General features: G+C 65.9%; 17 protein-coding genes and 1 other RNA gene. 8 read left to right on the top strand and 10 right to left on the bottom strand.

The window, feature by feature from the left end; all coding sequences use genetic code 11:
* Window positions 1-39: 39 nt before the first annotated feature.
* The 3 genes from RVU70_RS15100 to RVU70_RS15090 form a co-directional block, all read right to left on the bottom strand.
* Window positions 40-1,137: an AAA family ATPase gene (locus RVU70_RS15100; RefSeq protein WP_363347713.1), complete on the bottom strand. Its 1,098-nt coding sequence runs from the start codon at window positions 1,135-1,137 to the stop codon at window positions 40-42.
* Between the two features lie 114 nt (window positions 1,138-1,251).
* A complete protein-coding gene (locus tag RVU70_RS15095; RefSeq protein WP_363347710.1) occupies window positions 1,252-1,548 on the bottom strand; it encodes a hypothetical protein in 297 nt (98 codons plus the stop codon).
* A 109-nt stretch (window positions 1,549-1,657) separates the two neighbouring features.
* Window positions 1,658-1,930, bottom strand: coding sequence for a hypothetical protein (locus RVU70_RS15090; protein ID WP_363347708.1), 273 nt, complete (start codon window positions 1,928-1,930; stop codon window positions 1,658-1,660).
* A 349-nt stretch (window positions 1,931-2,279) separates the two neighbouring features.
* Here RVU70_RS15090 and RVU70_RS15085 point away from each other — a divergent pair, with 349 nt between their 5' ends.
* The gene (locus RVU70_RS15085) at window positions 2,280-3,713 is read left to right on the top strand and encodes a DUF1254 domain-containing protein (RefSeq protein WP_363347706.1); all 1,434 of its coding nucleotides are present in this window, start codon (window positions 2,280-2,282) and stop codon (window positions 3,711-3,713) included.
* Between the two features lie 188 nt (window positions 3,714-3,901).
* On the opposite strand, the gene RVU70_RS15080 is transcribed toward RVU70_RS15085, so the two are convergent.
* Genes RVU70_RS15080 through hemN form a run of 3 tightly spaced genes read right to left on the bottom strand, consistent with a single transcriptional unit; the run spans window position 3,902 to window position 6,298 of the window.
* Window positions 3,902-4,531, bottom strand: a complete 630-nt coding sequence (locus tag RVU70_RS15080) for a nucleoside deaminase (RefSeq protein ID WP_363347704.1) — start codon at window positions 4,529-4,531, stop codon at window positions 3,902-3,904.
* Entirely contained in the window at window positions 4,528-4,917 is a 390-nt protein-coding gene (locus tag RVU70_RS15075) for a hypothetical protein (protein WP_363347702.1), read from the bottom strand. The genes RVU70_RS15080 and RVU70_RS15075 overlap by 4 nt, the downstream gene beginning before the upstream one ends.
* 34 nt (window positions 4,918-4,951) lie before the next feature.
* Window positions 4,952-6,298 (bottom strand): oxygen-independent coproporphyrinogen III oxidase, encoded by a 1,347-nt coding sequence (gene hemN, locus RVU70_RS15070; protein ID WP_363347700.1) that lies wholly within the window; start codon window positions 6,296-6,298, stop codon window positions 4,952-4,954.
* Window positions 6,299-6,491: 193 nt separating this feature from the next.
* On the opposite strand from hemN, the gene RVU70_RS15065 reads away from it, so the two are divergent.
* Window positions 6,492-6,866, top strand: coding sequence for an AprI/Inh family metalloprotease inhibitor (locus RVU70_RS15065; protein ID WP_363347698.1), 375 nt, complete (start codon window positions 6,492-6,494; stop codon window positions 6,864-6,866).
* 103 nt (window positions 6,867-6,969) lie between these two features.
* Here RVU70_RS15065 and RVU70_RS15060 read toward each other — a convergent pair whose 3' ends face one another.
* Together RVU70_RS15060 and RVU70_RS15055 are read right to left on the bottom strand one after the other, a co-directional pair.
* On the bottom strand, window positions 6,970-7,311 hold the full coding sequence (locus RVU70_RS15060) for a hypothetical protein (protein WP_363347696.1): 342 nt from the start codon (window positions 7,309-7,311) through the stop codon (window positions 6,970-6,972).
* 144 nt (window positions 7,312-7,455) lie between these two features.
* Window positions 7,456-8,997, bottom strand: a complete 1,542-nt coding sequence (locus RVU70_RS15055) for an AMP-binding protein (RefSeq protein WP_363347694.1) — start codon at window positions 8,995-8,997, stop codon at window positions 7,456-7,458.
* Window positions 8,998-9,131: 134 nt separating this feature from the next.
* Between RVU70_RS15055 and RVU70_RS15050 the strand changes: the two genes are divergently transcribed.
* Window positions 9,132-11,138, top strand: coding sequence for an acyltransferase family protein (locus RVU70_RS15050; protein ID WP_363347692.1), 2,007 nt, complete (start codon window positions 9,132-9,134; stop codon window positions 11,136-11,138).
* Between the two features lie 36 nt (window positions 11,139-11,174).
* Here RVU70_RS15050 and RVU70_RS15045 read toward each other — a convergent pair whose 3' ends face one another.
* Window positions 11,175-12,116: a ribose-phosphate pyrophosphokinase gene (locus RVU70_RS15045; protein WP_363347690.1), complete on the bottom strand. Its 942-nt coding sequence runs from the start codon at window positions 12,114-12,116 to the stop codon at window positions 11,175-11,177.
* A 208-nt stretch (window positions 12,117-12,324) separates the two neighbouring features.
* Between RVU70_RS15045 and mnmA the strand changes: the two genes are divergently transcribed.
* From mnmA to RVU70_RS15025, 4 genes are all read left to right on the top strand, one after another.
* Window positions 12,325-13,566, top strand: a complete 1,242-nt coding sequence (gene mnmA, locus RVU70_RS15040) for a tRNA 2-thiouridine(34) synthase MnmA (protein WP_363347688.1) — start codon at window positions 12,325-12,327, stop codon at window positions 13,564-13,566.
* On the top strand, window positions 13,563-14,285 hold the full coding sequence (locus RVU70_RS15035; RefSeq protein WP_363347686.1) for a class I SAM-dependent methyltransferase: 723 nt from the start codon (window positions 13,563-13,565) through the stop codon (window positions 14,283-14,285). The genes mnmA and RVU70_RS15035 overlap by 4 nt, the downstream gene beginning before the upstream one ends.
* A 42-nt stretch (window positions 14,286-14,327) precedes the next feature.
* Window positions 14,328-14,481, top strand: a non-coding RNA gene (gene ssrS / locus RVU70_RS15030) — 6S RNA.
* Window positions 14,482-14,515: 34 nt separating this feature from the next.
* The gene (locus tag RVU70_RS15025) at window positions 14,516-15,103 is read left to right on the top strand and encodes a 5-formyltetrahydrofolate cyclo-ligase (protein WP_363347684.1); all 588 of its coding nucleotides are present in this window, start codon (window positions 14,516-14,518) and stop codon (window positions 15,101-15,103) included.
* A 25-nt stretch (window positions 15,104-15,128) separates the two neighbouring features.
* Here RVU70_RS15025 and RVU70_RS15020 read toward each other — a convergent pair whose 3' ends face one another.
* Entirely contained in the window at window positions 15,129-15,746 is a 618-nt protein-coding gene (locus RVU70_RS15020) for a response regulator transcription factor (RefSeq protein WP_363347682.1), read from the bottom strand.
* A 73-nt stretch (window positions 15,747-15,819) separates the two neighbouring features.
* Here RVU70_RS15020 and RVU70_RS15015 point away from each other — a divergent pair, with 73 nt between their 5' ends.
* Complete coding sequence (locus RVU70_RS15015) at window positions 15,820-17,226, top strand: histidine kinase (RefSeq protein ID WP_363347680.1); 1,407 nt, start codon at window positions 15,820-15,822, stop codon at window positions 17,224-17,226.
* Window positions 17,227-17,301 lie beyond the last annotated feature (75 nt).

The following is a 17,301-nucleotide window of genomic DNA, read 5'->3' as shown; positions in this document are numbered from 1 at the left end:
AGCGGCCGTCTCGAAGGGTCCGCCAACAACCGCAAACCCCTACATCACCAGCGTCAGCTTCTTCGCCGCCCGAGTCACGCCCGTATAAAGCCAGCGCGCGCGATGTTCGCGAAAGGCGAAGGATTCGTCGAAGAGCGCGACGCTGTCCCATTGCGAGCCCTGCGCCTTGTGCACGGTCAGCGCATAGCCGAAATCGAATTCGTCCGACTCCTTGCGCAGCGCGTAGGGAATTTCGCCCTCGCCGCCCTCGAAGAATTGCGGAATGACGGCGACGCGCTGGAATTTGCCGGCCTCGCCTTCTTCGGGCGTCACGAGCATTCTGATCTTGCCGCGCCTCAGCGCCCCCGCGCTTTTCACCGTGAACAGAGCGCCATTGAGCAGGCCTTTCTTGCGATTGTTGCGCAGACACACGAGCTTCTCGCCCGATTGCGGAAAGGCGCCGGTGAAGCCGCGCAATTCGCGCAGCCGGCCGTTATAGGCGCGCCGCGTCTTGTTGAGGCCGACGAGCACCTGATCGGCGCCGGTGATCAGCGCCGGGTCGAGCCCCTCGCGCGCGACGATCTGCGTCTCGCCATAGACGCCGCGCGCGAGCGCCCCGCCCTCGCGGATCGTCATGGAGAGGCGGATGATCGGATTGTCGGCCGCCTGACGATGCACTTCCGTCAGCATCACCTCCGGCTCGGCCTCGGTGAAGAAGCCGCCGCCCTTCACCGGCGGCAGTTGCGCGGGATCGCCGAGCACCAGAACCTTCTTGCCGAAGGAGAGCAGATCGCGGCCAAGCTCCTCGTCGACCATGGAGCACTCGTCGATGACGATGAGCTTGGCGTGGGCGGCGTCGCTGTCGTCGTTCAGGACGAAGCTGGGCTCCTCCGTCTCCGAATCCGTCGCGCGATAGATCAGGCTGTGAATGGTGCGGGCGTCCTTGCAGCCCTTGGAGCGCATGACCAGCGCCGCCTTGCCGGTGAAGGCCGCAAAAGCGACGTCGCCGTCGACATGGTCGGCGAGATGCAGCGCCAGCGTCGACTTGCCCGTGCCGGCATAGCCGAACAGGCGAAACACCTGCGGCCCGCCCGGCGTCGCGAGCCAGCGGGCGACCGCTGTCAGCGCATGATCCTGCTCGGGGGTCCAGACGGGCATGAGTCGCGAAAGTCGGTCGAATCGGGAGAGGCACGATGCAGGAGCGCGCCGCCCGTCACAAGGCCGCCGGCCAATCCTCTTAGTACGCGCTGCGCTACGTCCGACGACTGTCGCTCAGGCGGCGGGTTCGCAACCGATCGCGCCTGCCCCCTCGACCTCGGCGACGAAGCAGTCAAGAACGATGGCCAAATCCGCCGCGTAGCGGTTCGCCCCCATTTCGGTGAACCGGCGCAGATCGCCGGCGATCATGCTGCGGACGGCGCCGACGCCCCGGTCCAGATTCAACAAATAGCTGTCCAGCAACCGGCAATGCCGTTCCGAGCGAGCAATGTGACCTCCCGCGCCCCAATTTCCACCTTCGCGGTTCACACATTCGCCCTTCATCTCGAACTCCCGATTGCCTGTCCACATGCGACAGCTTGCCGCATATGACCGCATTCGATAGAGATCTTCAATCACGTGATAGTACGTACCGCACCCTCGACGGCGCGAGTCTAGCCCCTCTGAAGAACTGTCGCGATCATCTTGCCGAGCTGTTCGATCGAAAACGGCTTGGCCAGGAAATTGACGCCGGAATCGAGCACGCATTGGTGATGGCCGCGACGAGTTTGTCGACGTCGACGACCTGCGGCGCGAGCGGCTGCTGGCGCGAAAAGGCCAGCAGGCTATGCGTGAGCTGCGCCGTCCCGTCGACGCATTCATTGGCCTTGCCGATCAGCGGCTCCATGTCGCCTTCGCCGCCGCGCGCGCCTCGTCCATGCGCTGCTTGTTCGCCTTGAACCTTATCGCCCACGAACAGACTCCCCGAGAGCGCAAACCCGCGCTCGCCGGTTCAGCGTCTCCAGCAAAGAGGTTCGGACGGCCAGCGTATGCTCGACCCAGCACTGCGATCCGCCAGAGCTCCCCGGTCAGAAAATGTGCGCCTGCTGGCTAACTTAGACAAGGGCGCGAGGGGGCGGAAGGGCAAGCGCGGGCGGTTGGCTGGGCTTGAACGCAAGTGGCTGGAGCGTCGCCGCGCGGGCCCGACTGGAATTCATCCAGGTAGGCCCGCGACGTATTGGGGTATTGCTTTCGCTCAAGCTGAGCGTAACGATCACGCGCGTTTATGCGGAGTTCACGCCAACGGCCTCGAGGAGAAACGTATGAAATTCACACGCCGCGCCGCTACGCTTGGGGGCGTTAGTCTGATCGCTGCGGGCGGCCTTCCGTCGCGGGGCTTTGCCTGGGACAGGATCTTGCTCGACGCAATCGAGGATGTGGAGGCCTTTAAGATCGCGTCCGACGCCTATGTCTACGGCTATCCGCTCGTGACGATGGAGATGACGCGGCGTGTCATGACCAATGTTGCAGCGCCCGAAGGGACGCGGGCGCCAATGGGTCAGTTGATCAAGTTGCGGTCTTACCCAGACGCCTCATTCCGAGACGTCACGGCGCCGAATGCAGACACGCTCTACACATCGGCTTTCTTCGATGTTGGCGACGAGCCTTGGGTGCTCGACGCGCCTGATATGGGCAACCGCTATTTCCTGCTTCCGCTGCTCGACGGCTGGACGACCGTCTTCGACGCGCCCGGCTCCCGCACGAGCGGAGAAAAGGCTCAAACCTATCTGATCTCCGGCCCCGGCTGGAAAGGAAAGGTCCCCGCCGGCTTAAAGCATGTCGAGTCGCCGACGAGCATTGTCTGGCTATTGGGCCGAATTTATTGCACGGGCACGCCGGAGGACTACGCGGCCGTCCACGCTCTTCAGGACAAATTCAAGCTCTATCCCTTCAGCGCGTGGGGCAAAGATTGGACGCCGCCGCCCGGAAAGGTCGATCCGTCGATCGACATGAAGACGGCTGTCCGGGATCAAGTGAACCGGATGACGGCGACGCAGTATTTCACGCTGCTGGCGGAACTGATGAAGCGAAATCCGCCGTCTCCCAAAGACGCGCCGGCGCTGGAGCGCTTCGCCAAGATCGGCCTCGCGCCCGGCAAGTCTTTCGACGGCAAACTGATTGACGGCGCCTGGGAGATGCGGATCCCGAAAATTTCTTTCGACCGCATCATGATGCACTTCAAGTTCAGCGATGGCGACGTGACCAACGTTAACGGCTGGGGCTACACGACTAAGACGGGGCTTTATGGCGCGGACTATATCCAGCGGGCGCTAGTCACGGCGATCGGGCTCGGGGCCAATAGACCGCAGGACGCCGTCTATCCGACCTCTTTGAAGCCTTCGATCTTGGAGTCTTACGACGGATCGAAGAAATGGGTCATGCGGTTTCCGCCGGGTCAGCTGCCGCCGGCGAGAGGCTTCTGGTCGCTCACAATGTATGACGAACAGTATTTCTTCGTCGCGAACCCCATCAACCGTTATTCCATGAGCATGCGGACGAATCCCACTCTGGAGAAGGACGGTTCGCTGGTGATTTACATCCAAAACGAGTCGCCGGGGCCGGACAAGGAAGCAAACTGGCTTCCGGCGCCGAAGGGAAAATTCGTGCTGATGCTTCGTCTATACTGGCCCAAGGAACACAAGCCGTCGATCCTGGATAATTCTTGGGTCATACCGCCGGTGAAGGCCGTGAGCTGACGCAATTTACGGAACCGAGAACGTCCCGCGCCACCTACGCGCTGGGGGCGTTCTCGCGTCGTCGAGCTCTCAGATTCAGCCCGGGCGCGACGAATATCGCGAATAGAAACGCAAATCATTTCATCCGGGAGACGCAAAATCACTCGCGACAGCGCGAGATTAACCCAACACTTACGCCGGCTGTCTCGTCAGTCGCCCCCGATCGGCCGCAACGCGACCGTCCCCCCAAGCGCATTCAGATTGTAATTCAGAATATCCACCGCCAGTCCCGGCAGCGGCGCCCGCGTCTCGGCGCGCGCGAAGCGGCAGCGGTTTTCCATCGCGCGCCAATAGTCCGGCATCAGATGCGCGCGCCGCGCCATGCCGCCAGCGTCGTCGTCGGCGACCCAAAAGACGCGCGCAAGGCCTGAAATGAGGATGCGCGTATAGCACATCGGGCAAGGTTCGAGAGAGGTGTAAAGCGACAGGCCGGTCTTTTTGCAGTTTGGCCAGCGCGTCTCGAAGTCGGAGATGACGACCATTTCCGCATGAGCGTCGCTGCGAAAGCGCGGGGCGCAGATTTCATTGTGGCCGTAAGCGAAGACCCGGCCTTCGTCGTCGACGATCAGCGCGCCAACGCCAAAATTCCCGCAACACAGCGAATCGAAGGCGAGCACGCAGGCCGCCCAGCCGGCTTCGTCGCTCAAGGACAGAAACCCTTCGGCCGCGTAGGCGGCGAGACGCTCTTTCAGCGCGGCCTGACGCGCATCCTTCGGCTGCGCCTCCGCGAGCAGCTTGCGGCCCAGCACCTCGAGCTGAGGAACGTCCGTCAAATTCACGCCGCGACGCCGCCGATGAACAGCGCCGCGCCGAGAAGCGAGGAGACGAGCGCGTAGAGCGGCAGCTTTTCCTTGAAGCGCATCCACGCGATGGCGCGGCGCAGCGCGCCCGTCGGCAGGAACATGGTCGCGACGCCGCTGAAAAAGGCGATCCAGCCGATGAGCGACACCAGGGCCTCGACCCAGCCGTCCCAGCGGTTATGGCCAACGATGATCGCAAGGCCAACGGTCAACCGCAGCGTCCCGATCATCGACTCGAAGACGGGATCGCTGGAGAGGCGGTCGATGAGCCCGAGCGCCGCCTCGCGGCGGAAATAGAGCCAGGCGGCCGCAAACAGAGAATAGGCGCCCATGAGCTTGGCGAGATAGACCGTCGTCGGCGACATGCCGCTCTCTCCTGATCGCCCCCGCCCGGCGGCTTCAGACCGCGGCCGAATGGCGCGCCGCTGACGCCTCCAGATAGGCGTCGAAGGCCGCGGCGGCAAGGCGCACGAAAGGCCGGCCGCGCTCGGTCACCGTGACGCGCCGGTCGATCACCTCGACCACCCCGTCGCTTTCGAGCCGCCGCAACGACATGCGCGCGTCGTCGAAAGATTCGGCGGCGAAGCCGTGCTCCTGCGCGATGGCGCCGTAGTCGACGGCGAAATCGCACATCAGCCGCTCGATGATCTCGCCGCGCGCCAGGTCCTCGACCGAAAAGGCGAGGCCGCGGGTAATGGGGAAGCGATCCGCCTCTACTGCGCGTCGCCAGCCGGCGAGATCGGTGGCGTTGCCGACGAAGCCCTGCGGCAGGCGGCCGATGGAGGAGACGCCGAAAGGCAGCAGCGCCGTCGCCGCGTCGATCGTATAGCCCTGAAAGTTGCGGCGCATGCTCCCTTCCCGCGAAGCGACCGCGAGCGGATCGTCCGGCCGCGCGAAATGGTCGAGCCCGATCGCCTCGAAGCCCGCGTGCTCCAGCGTGCGGCGCACGGCCGCGGCCTGAGCGAGACGCTCCGCGGCGCCGGGGAGCGCCACGGCGTCGATGAGCTTCTGATTGGCCTTGAACCAGGGCACATGGGCGTAGCCGAACACGGCGAGCCGCTGCGGCTCGAGCGACGCGGCCATCGCCGCCGTGCGCGCCACATCCTCCACGCTCTGCTCGGGCAACCCGTACATCAGATCGAGGTTGATCGCGGTAACGCCCACGCCGCGCAGCAGCGCCACCGCGCTTGCGACGATCTCGAACGGCTGCACGCGGCCGGCCGCCTCCTGAACGTGTTCGTTCAGATCCTGCACGCCGAAAGAGGCGCGGGTGATCCCCGCCCGCGCCAGGGCCTCGGCCATGGGCGCGTCGAGCAGGCGTGGGTCGAGCTCGATGGCGTGCTCAATCTCGGGCGAGAAGTCGAACAGGTCGCGCAGCCGCGAGATGATTTCGCCGAAGCGCGCCGGGCCGAGAATGCTCGGCGTCCCCCCGCCCCAATGGATGCTCGCGACCGACCGCGCGCGCGTCGCCTGCGCGGTCATTTCGATTTCCCGCAGCAGCGTTTCCTTATACGCCGTGAGCGGCGCCTCCTGCCGCACCGCCTTGGTGTGGCAGCCGCAATAGGCGCAGATTTCCCGGCAGAAGGGCACGTGGAAATAGAGCGAGAGCGACGCGTGCGGATCGAGCGCGGCGAGCCAGTCGCGCATCTCGGCGTCGCCGATCTCCTTGGAGAAATGCGGCGCGGTCGGATAGCTCGTGTAGCGCGGCGCGGAACGTTCGGCGAGAGCGAGAGCGGCCGGGTCCATGACGCTCGGTTCTCCTTGTGCTGATGCTCCCCGAGCTTACCGCACGGGCGCCGCTTGCGCACTGCTACACATTACCGCGCCCGCGCAGCGCCCGCGCAGGAAGGGGCCTTTTGGCGAATCGGCCCTGGCGGCTCCTGTGCTAAAAGAGGAGACTTGATCGCGATTCCCTCCTTGTTCTTGGAGCATGAAGTCGATGTCGACGAAGATTTCCGGCCCGAGAAAGCTGCAGCGTCTCGGCCTGCTGGCGGCGCTCTTTCTTTTCCTGCCAGCGGCGGGCGCTGTGGCCGCCGGCGACGGCGCGGGGCGCTATTCAGTGCTGCGCGAGGACAAGGACACCGGCTGCATGCTGACGCTGTTCGGCGGGGGCAAGGCGCAACTCGCGCCGGCCTGCCGCGACAATGGCATCGTCGTCTTCGACCCGGTGCGCTGGGCCATGGATCACGGCCGCCTGGCGCTGACCGCCCGCAAGGGCCACAAGGCGCATTTCGAGAAGGACGACGCCGGCGTGTGGCGCCGGGACGCCAAGGAGGGCGGCAAGTCCGCCCTCGCCTTCAAGCCCATTCCTTGAGAAAAAAGCCTCCCGGATCGCTCCGGGAGGCTCGTCGTCCGCCGCCATGCGAGGGGGCGGGGAGGGAGGCGGCGGAAACGCTGACAAACGCGAACGGGATACGCTACTCGCAGACTTCGACGCTGCGGTAATCCATGACGTCGCCCCACGCGTCGACGACAGGGCGCTGAACAATGTAACAGCCGCCATATGGGGGCTGCGCCATGGCGCCGGCCGTCGCGCCGAGCGCGAATCCGCCCAGCGCGGCGGCGGCGGCGTCGCCGCCATTGTCCCAGCCGCGACGGTCGCCCCAGCCGCGGCGTCCCCCATCTTCGTCGTCCCAGCGACGCTCGGGGCCCCAGTCTCGATAACCATCGTCCCAGTCAGCGGCGGCGGCGGGGAGGACGCCGGCGCCAAGAACGGCCGCGAGAGCAGCGGCGGAGATCACACGAAACTGTCGGCCCATGGGGAGCTCCACTCGCGAGAGGCCGCCGGGGGTTCGACCTCATGACGCGATCCTGGAGCAACGCGCCTGAACGGGGCCTGTCTGCGCCGTTCATTTTCGGGTCAGATTCGGGCGCTGTCGCTTGCCGCGCGTCGAGACGCCGCCTTACGGCAAGGCGCGGCGATCGAGCTTGCCGTTGGCGTTGCGGGGCAAAGCGTCGAGAAAGACCACGGCGCGGGGGCGCTTGTAGGCGGCGAGATGCGCTTGGCAGTGGGCGAGGAGCGCCGCCTCGTCATGGGCGGCCCCGTCGCGCATGACGACATAGGCCTTGATAATGGTCGCATCGGCGTCGCGGCCCGGTCGCTCGGCGGCGGCGGCTTCCGCCACCTGGTCGAAGGTCAGCAGGCATTTTTCGACTTCCGCGGGCGAGACGCGATAGCCGCCGGCGTTCATCACCTCGTCGGCGCGGCCGTGGTGATGCATGTAGCCCTCGGCGTCGAAGGCCACGAGATCGCCCGAGACGAACCAGTCGCCGCGAAACGCCTCGCGCTCCTCTTCCGGCCGGCTCCAATAGCCGAGCATCAGCCCCGGCTCGTCGCGGCGCACGGCGAGCACGCCGGTCTCGCCCGGCGCCAGCGGCGTCTCGCCGCCCTCCGGCGGCAGCGCGGCGACCACCCTGCCCGGCTGCGGACGCCCCGGCGAGCCCGGATGAACCGGCGTCGTCGGGCCGCTGGAGATGAAGGTCGAGCATTCGCTCATGCCGAACGCTTCATAAATCTCCTTGCCGGTGCGCGCGCGCCATTCGGCGAGCAGGCTCGGCGCGAGCGCAGCTCCGGCGGAAAGCCCGTGGCGCAGGCTGGAGAGATCGGCCTCCTCCGGCGCGGCGTATTTCAGAATCTGCCGATAAACGCCCGGCACGGCGGCGAAGACGGTGGCGCGGCGCTCGGCGATGAGTCGAGGCCAGACGGCGGGGTCGGGATGCCCGTTATAAAGCACGGCCGAACCGCCGGCGGAGAGCGGATCGACGATGCCCACGCCCAGCGTATAGGTCCAGTTGATCGCCCCCGCATGCAGCATCACGTCGCCGGGACCAAGGCCCGTCCAATGCGCGCGCATGGGCCGGCGTCCCCAGGCGGCGCGATGGGCGTGCAGCACGCCCTTGGGCCGGCTGGTCGTGCCGGAAGTGTAGACGAGATAGGCGGGATCGTCGGCCGCGGTGTCGGCGTATTCGTCGAGCGGCGCATGGTCGGCGAGACGCTCTATATCGGCGCCGCGCAGCACGAATAAGCCGCCGCCATGCGCCTCCTCCTCGAAGGCGACGCCCAGCGCCAGCACGGCCGCGCCGCAATCCTTCAGCAGGAAATCCGCCTCCTCGAAAGTGAGCTGGGAGGAAGCCAGCAAGGGGACGAACCCCGCGGCAATGGCGGCGAAATAGAGGAGCGCAGCGTTGGCTTCATTGCCCATGCGGATCATCACCCGCGCGCCGGGCTTAAGCCCGAGCGACGCAAGACCCGCGGCGAGGCGGCGCACCTTGAGATCGAGCGCCGCATGCGTCCAGCGCTGCGCGCCGGCGTCGCCGACCACCGTCAGAGCGACGGCGTCCGGCCGCACCCTGGCGTTCTCGGCCAGGCAGTAGCGGGCGAGGTTAAACCGGGCGGGAACGGGTTCGCGGGCGGAGATCGATAACAGCACGGCTTCTTTTTGCATCCGCCCAACGCCGCGGCAAGCCCCGCGCCCCTGCTGTTGACGAAAGCGCTCGTTAGGCTGGATATCTCTCATCGAGCAACGCCTTAGCTTAGCCCTGGCAGTAAGCTGGCAGTCACGGAGCCACGCAAGTCTTAATGAAGTATCGAGCCGAGATTGACGGTCTTCGCGCCATCGCCGTCGTGCCAGTTATCCTTTTTCACGCCGGCTTTTCTCTGTTTCGAGGCGGCTTTGTCGGGGTCGACGTTTTTTTCGTAATCTCGGGTTATCTCATTACCTCCATCATTGTCGGCGAAATGACGGACGGCGCGTTTTCGTTCGCCCGCTTTTACGAGCGCCGAGCCAGGCGCATTTTGCCGGCGCTCTTCGTGGTCATGCTGGCCTGCATCGCCGTCGGATGGCGGTGGATGCTTCCGCGCGAGTTCGACGAACTCGCCAAGAGCGCCGCCGCCACAACGCTTTTCGTTTCGAATTTCTTTTTCTGGAGCCAGAGCGGCTATTTCGACACGGCGTCCGAACTCAAGCCGCTTCTCCACACATGGAGCCTCGCAATCGAGGAGCAATTTTATATCCTGTTTCCTTTGGCGCTGTTGGCGGCGTGGAAATATGGGCGCGCCGCCGTCATCTCGGTTATCGGCCTGTGCTTCTTTCTAAGCCTGGCCTATTGCCAGCACATGTCGCGGCTGGACCCCTTCTTCAACTTCTATCTCGCGCCGACGCGCGCATGGGAGCTTGCGGCGGGTTCGCTCGCCTCTTTCGTTGTGGTCAAGCGTCGGGCCGCGCTCGACAACGGCCTGTCGATTTTGGGCCTCAGCCTCATTCTCGCGTCGATTTTCCTCTTCGATAAGACAACGCCTTTCCCCTCGTTGTATGCGCTTGCGCCTGTCCTCGGGGCCTGTCTCATGCTCATCTACGCCGTCGAGGGAACGGCTGGCGCACGGCTCTTGTCACAACCCCTCTTTGTCGGCGTCGGCCTCATCAGTTACAGCCTGTATCTCTGGCACCAGCCGGTGCTCGCTTTCGCAAGGCTACGCCTGCAATCGACCCCGACGGCTGCAACGACGCTGCTGTTATTTGGCCTGATCACGGCGCTTGCCGTTTTGACGTGGCGATACGTCGAGACGCCGTTCAGAAATCCGCGCCGTTTCTCGCGACGCGCGATATTTGCAAACGCCGGCTTCGCTGCGGCGGCCCTGCTCGGCTTCGCCGTCATCGTCGGCGCGAGCGGCGGCCTGCCCAACAGATATTCCCCCGAAATGGCGGCGCTGGCGACGGAAGTCGACTATCGCGTGCCCCGGGTAAGCGAATGTTTCGGCGACGTCCTCAGTTTCGTGCCGCCGGAAAAATCTTGCGTCTATCATGCGCAGGAGGCGAGAAAAGTGGCTCTATGGGGCGATAGTCACGCCGCCGCCCTGGCCAATGATCTTGCCGAACAGCTCGGTGAAGCGCACGCGTCGCTCCAGCAATTCAGTTTCTCAGGGTGCCCGCCAATTCTCGGCGTTCATTTCGCCGAAATCGAACGCCAACTTTGCCCGGAATATAACAGGGCCGTCTTCGACTATCTGAAGGCGCACGCCGAATTCAAAGACATCGTCCTCGTCGCGCGCTGGCCCGTCTATTTCGAGGGCTTCGGATACGACAATGGCGAAGGCGGGGTAACGGAGGGAGCGAAGAAATATTTTCTCGCTTTGCCGAGTTCAAAGGGCGCGGAGTTTTATAAGGACGCCGGCAGAATTGCTTCTGTCGGAGCGATCTTCCGAGAAAGCGTCGACGAACTGCTGCGCATGGGCAGAAACGTCGTCTTGGTCTATCCCTTGCCAGAGGCGGGTCGGGACGTCGCCATCTCTTTCGCGCGCAACAAATTATTCGGCGCGGCGGGAGAGGCGCCCTTCAGCGTCAGCTACGCGTTCTTCGAAGAACGCACCCATGCTTTCACGGAGCAGCTCGACCTGCTCGGCGACAACCCGTCGCTTCTGCGCGTCAGGCCGTCGGAGCTGTTTTGCAACTCGCTCGTCGCCGGGCGCTGCATCTTCGAGCGCGGCGGTCTGCCGCTCTTCATTGACGACAATCATCTCAACAAGCATGGCGCCACGCTGGTCGCCAAACAGATTGTCGCCGCGATGAAGCAGAAGGGTTGGCTTTGACGGGCCTTGCCATCCGCTAAGACCGCCCCGAGCGGGCTAGTCGAACAGGCTCGACACGCTCTCTTCGCGCGCGGTGCGGGCGATCGCCTCGCCGATCAGCGGGCCGATCGGGATCACGCGGATGTTGTGCGCCGCCTTCACCGCCTCCGTTTCGCGGATGGTGTCGCTGATCACCAGCTCCTTGAGCTTGGAGGCGGCGATGCGTTCGACCGCCGCGCCGGACAGCACGCCGTGGGTGATATAGGCGTGAACCGACTCGGCGCCCGCGGCGAGCAGCGCCTCGGCGGCATTGCAGAGCGTGCCGCCGGAATCGACGATGTCGTCGACCAGGATGCAATTGTGGCCGCGCACGTCGCCGATGATGTTCATCACTTCGGATTCGCCGGCGCGCTCGCGGCGCTTGTCGACAATGGCGAGCGGGGCGTCGATGCGCTTGGCGAGGGCCCGGGCGCGCACCACGCCGCCGACGTCCGGAGACACAACCATGACGTTCTTCAAGAGGCGATGCGCCTTGATGTCGGCGACCATGACCGGCGCGGCGAACAGATTATCCGTCGGAATGTCGAAGAAGCCCTGCACCTGGCCGGCGTGCAGATCCACGGTCAGCACGCGGTCGGCGCCGGCGCGGGTGATGAGGTTGGCGACGAGCTTGGCCGAGATCGGCGTGCGCGGCCCTTGTTTGCGGTCCTGCCGGGCGTAGCCGAAATAGGGGATGACCGCCGTGATCCGCCGCGCCGACGCGCGGCGCAGCGCGTCGATCATGATGAGCAGCTCCATCATGTGGTCGTTGGCCGGGAAGGACGTCGACTGGATGACGAAGGTGTCCTGCCCGCGGACGTTTTCCAGGACCTCGACCCATATCTCCTGGTCGGCGAAGCGGCGCACATGGGCCCGGCAAAGCGGGACGTTGAGATGCGCTGCGATCGCCTCCGCGAGCGCCCGGTTCGAGTTGCCCGCCAGAAGTTTCATCGCACCCATGGACTTGTCCCCACACCCCGCTACAGCTCGCGGCGTCTTAGCAGCCATGCGTCCGGGGAACAATATGACGCGAGGATGTCGGCGGGCCATCTCGCAGATGCGATTGCGTCTCAGACGCATAATGCTCTAAATGTCAGTGTTCCGGCGCCAGCCCATTGTGGGCGGAGCGGCGGGGCTCGTATCCCTCGAACGCGTATCCTCCTCAAAAATGACGTTATGCACCCCTGTTTCGGACGAACTGCCGACCTTGCCGGCGTCCCCAGGAGAGACGCGCGTCGTCGTCGCCATGTCCGGCGGGGTGGATTCGAGCGTGGTCGCAGCCCTGCTCAAGGAACAGGGCTATGACGTCGTCGGCGTCACGCTTCAGCTTTACGACCATGGCGAAGCCACGCACCGCCGGGGCGCCTGCTGCGCCGGCCAGGACATCCAGGACGCCCGCGCCGTGGCGGCGCGGCTCGGCATCCCGCATTTCGTGCTCGATTACGAGCGCCAGTTCCAGGAGAAGGTGATCGACGAATTCGCCGCCTCCTATGCGAGCGGCGAGACGCCGGTCCCCTGCATCGCCTGCAACCAGTTCATCAAATTTGCCGACCTCTTCGAGACCGCCAAGGACCTCGGGGCGCATTTTCTGGCGACGGGCCACTATATCTCCTCGCGCGACGACGGCGAGGGCGGACGCGCCCTTTACCGCGCCAAGGACGCCTCCCGCGACCAGAGCTATTTCCTGTTCGCGACCACCCGCGAACAGTTGAAGATGCTGCGTTTCCCGCTCGGCGACTTCACCAAAGCCGACGTGCGCGAGATGGCGCGGCGCTTTTCGCTCGAGGTGGCCGACAAGCCCGACAGTCAGGACATCTGCTTCGTCCCGAGCGGCAAATATACGGACGTCGTGCAGCGCCTCGCCCCCGAAGCCGTCGTGCCGGGAGAGATCGTGCATGTCGACGGCCGCGTGCTCGGACGGCACGCCGGAGTGGTCCACTACACGATCGGCCAGCGGCGCGGGCTCGGGCTCGGCGCGGCCGTCGCGGGCCGCGACGCCCAGCCACTTTTCGTCGTCCGTCTCGACGCAGCCAAAGCGCAAGTCGTCGTCGGCCCCCGCGAGGCGCTGGAAACGCGCGCCGTGGCGCTGCGCGATGTGAACTGGATCGGCCCCGGCGCGTTCTCAAAACTGCCGCCGCAAGGGATCGACATCATGGCCCGCGTCCGCTCCACCCGCCCGCCCGTGCCCGCGCGGCTCATTGCGCGCGAGGGCAATGAGGCGACGGTCGTGTTCGCGGCGGGCGAATTTGGGGTTTCTCCGGGCCAGGCCTGCGTTTTCTACGACCGCGCCGATGACGCCGCACGCGTGCTGGGCGGCGGCTTCATCTCCGCCGTCGAGCCTGCAAAACAAACAATTTCAGTCATGGCGCCGACGCCGCGCGCCGTAACCGCGCGAGGGGCGCCCAGATGAGCGAAGCCAGAGATTACACCCGCGAGTCCGAAACGCTCGACAATTGCGACGTCGAGGCGGCCTATGCGCGTTGGGCGCCCATCTATGACCTGACCTTCACCGCCATCCTCAAGCCCGGCCGCCGCGCCGCCGCCGCCGCCGCCTCGAAGGCCGACGGCCCGATTCTCGACGTCGGCGTCGGCACCGGCCTCGAACTGCCGATGTTCGAACCGCACACGGAGGTCTATGGCGTCGACCTCTCCGAACCGATGCTGCGCCGCGCCGCCCAGCGCGTCGATCGCGAATCGCTGCGTCATGTCGCCGGCCTCTCCAAGATGGACGCCACGCGGATGGCCTTTGCCGACGGCGCCTTCGCCTGCGTCGTGGCGCCCTATGTGCTGACGGTCGCGCCGGAGCCCGAGGCCATGCTCGACGAACTGGCGCGCGTGGTGCGCGTCGGCGGCGAGATTGTTCTCGTCAACCATGTCAGCCGCAAGGACGATCCTTTGGCGATTCTGGAGACATGGCTCGACCGGCATGTCGCCCCCAAACTGGGCTGGCGGCCGCAATTCCCCTGGTCGATCATCGGCGACTGGGTCGACCAGCGCGCCGATATGCAGCTCGTCGAGCGCCGCCTGCTTCCGCCCTTCGGCCTGTTCACGCTCATCCGCATCAAGCGCCTGCCGGTCGACGTCACGGCGCAGCCGCAGGAAACGCCGGCCGAACCGGAATACGCCTGAAGCGCGCTGGCGCCGAGCCGCGCCTTGCGCTAAATGTTGAGAGCGGCGCTGCGGGGTGCGTGCAGGACTTTATTCCCCGGGGCCTTATCGATCCTGAAGGGAGCTGTCCCTGGCCTTGCCCGTGGGCTTGGCTATACGGCGCCCACCTACGTTGTAGGTTCCCGGGATCGACGTCCCACGGCTCACGTGGCCCGCGCTTTCATCTTGTCTCTTCCCCGGCCTGTTTCCCGATGACCGATCCGAAAACCGACCTGCGCCGGCATGCCCTGGCGCGCCGCGACCTCGTGACCCCGCAGGAAGCCCATGCCGCCGCGGCCGCCGCCGCCGCAAGGGGGCTGGCGCTGGTCACGAAGATCGCCGCCAAGGCCGGCGTGGCCACGCCGGTCATCTCGGTTTATTGGCCGATCCGCAGCGAGCTCAACACGCGCCCGCTGATCGACGCGCTCGCCGCAAGGGGCTATGGCGTCGTCCTGCCGGTCATGCACAAAGTGAGGCATCCGCTGGTGTTTCGCGACTTCACGCCCGGCGACGATCTGGTGAAGGGGCCCTTTGGCCTGTCCGAGCCTTCCGAGGACAAGATCGCGCGCGATCCCGACATCCTCTTCTCGCCGCTCGCCGCCTTCGACCGGCGGGGCTTTCGCCTCGGCTATGGCGGCGGCATTTACGACGCGACCCTCTCCGAACTGAGATCGAGGAAACAGGTCACGGCGATTGGCGTCGCCTATTCCTGCCAGGAGACCGACCACGTCCCGACTGAGCCGCATGACCAACGGCTCGATTATCTGCTGACCGAGCGCGAGACCATCGTCCCGGCGTGACCGCGCATGGCCGCATGGACAGGCCTTACGCGAGCTTCTGCTCCAGCGCGATTTTCATCAGCTCCATCGGCGTGCGGGCGCCGAGCTTGCGCTTCATGATCGAGCAGCTGTTGGCGATGGTCTTGTAGGACACCTGCGTCGCCTCGGCGATTTCAGCCATGCCGAGGCCAGATCCGAGCATGCGCAAGATCTCGAGCTCACGCGCCGTGAGCGACCCGAGCGGGCCGGCGCCGCCGCCTTTCTCGAAGGCGAGCTGATTGGCGATCTTCGGCATCAAAAACACGCCGCCGGCCGCAACTTCGCGCACGGCCTTCAGCAGCAGATACGGGTCGTCGTTCTTGGTGACGTAGCCTTTGGCGCCGGCCTCGATGGCGCGCGCGGCGAAGATCGGGTCGTCGTTCATGCTGAAGACGACGATGCGGGCCGCGGGATCCTCCTGCAAAATTCGGCGCGTCAATTCCAGCCCCGAGACGCCTGGCATGGCGATGTCGACGACCGTGACGTCGGGCCTGTGCGCGATAAAGGCGGCGAGGCCCGTCTCCGCATCGCGCGCGTCGACAACGTCAATGTCGCCTTCGCCCGCCAGCATGGCGGCGCAGCCGGCGACAATGATGGGATGATCGTCGACAATCAGAACGCGCATCGTGCTCCTCGAGAGCGAGATTGACCAAAGGCGCGCCCTTCGTAAAGTCCCGGCCTCTGGAAGGAAAGTGGCCATGGTTCACTGTCTGTCGTTGCGCGCCCGGCTCTCGCTCCTGCTCGGGGGCGTCCTCCTCGCGGGCCTCGCTTTCGGCGTCGGCCTGCTGATCCTCCATGCCGGGGCGCGCGTCAACGCCGAGGCTGACGGCGCGACGCGGCTCGCGCGCGACCTCGTCGAGGCCACCCTGCCCCGCCTCGGCGCCGCGAAGGACCCCAGGGCCGAACTCGCCGACTTACTCGCCGACGCGCGCAGGTTGCGCCACGTGCGCGTCAGCGTCGAAGGCGAGTCCGAGGCGGCGGGACCGGCGAAAAATCCCGCGCCGGACTGGTTCAGCGCGCTGGTCTTTCGCGCGCCGCCCGCCACACGCATCGCGACGCCGCTCGGCGCCCTCGAAATCGCGGCCAATCCCGCCGACGAGATTGCGGAAATTTGGGAGGAGATCGTCTGGCTCGCCATCGGCGCGGCGGGGGTCGCCGGTTTGGCCTTCGCGCTCGTCTCCTATGTCGTCTCGCGCACGCTCAGCCCGATCGGCGCGCTTTCCGGCGCCCTGCGACGGCTGGAGCAAGGAGACTATGACGTGCGCGCGGGCGCCGACGGCGCGCCCGAGTTCATCGCCATCGCTGAGCGGATCAACGCCCTCGCCGCCACGCTGAACCGGCTCGACGATGAAAACCGGCGGCTGGTGCGCCGCATGATTCATGTGCAGGACGAGGAGCGGCGCGATATCGCGCGCGACCTTCACGACGAGATCGGCCCCTTCCTTTTCACCATTCGCGCCGGCGTGGGCGCGCTGGCGCGCAAAGTCGGCGCGGCCGGGGCCGATCCGGCGCTTCTGGCCGAAGACTGCGCGAAGATCGACGCGCAGATCGCCGCGCTCCAGCAGGTCAACCGCCGCATCCTCGGCCGGCTGCGTCCCGCGGCGCTCTCTGAAATGGGTCTCGCCGACGCGCTGGAGGCGCTGGCGCGCGGCTGGCGCGAGACGCGGGCCGACGTGACGATTGACCTCGCGTTGGAGGGCGCGCGCGGGCCGATCGACGAAACGACGGCGCTCACCGCCTATCGCGTGGCGCAGGAAGGCTTGACCAACGCCTTCAGACATTCGGACGCGAACCGCGTCGGCCTCAGCGTGACGCGCGACGGCGGGCGCTTAACGGTCGACGTCGTCGACGACGGCGCCGGATTGCCCGCGACGCCGGGCGGCGGCGGCCTGGGCCTGAGAGGCATGAGCGAACGCGTCGCGGCGCTCGGCGGGACGTTGACGCTGGCCAACCTGCCCGCTGGCGGCGTCAGGCTCTCCGCCTCTCTCAAACTGGAGTCGCCGGCCGGAGCGGCCCCGGCCTTTTCAGGGCCGGACGGGTCGGGAAATTTTCCCGACCAGCACAGGACTCAATCCCACGAAAAGCGTTATATTTCAGAAGTGTAGCGAGGGCGCCACAGCGCGGGAATATTGCCGCCTGGGCCAGGTGGCCGCGATACGGGTGCGGGGATTGGCGCTATA

The organism is Methylocystis echinoides, from assembly GCF_040687965.1.
Lineage (GTDB): Bacteria > Pseudomonadota > Alphaproteobacteria > Rhizobiales > Beijerinckiaceae > Methylocystis > Methylocystis echinoides_A.
The sequence above is the reverse complement of the archived record's forward strand: the minus strand, read 5'-3'. Positions and strand labels throughout refer to the sequence as shown.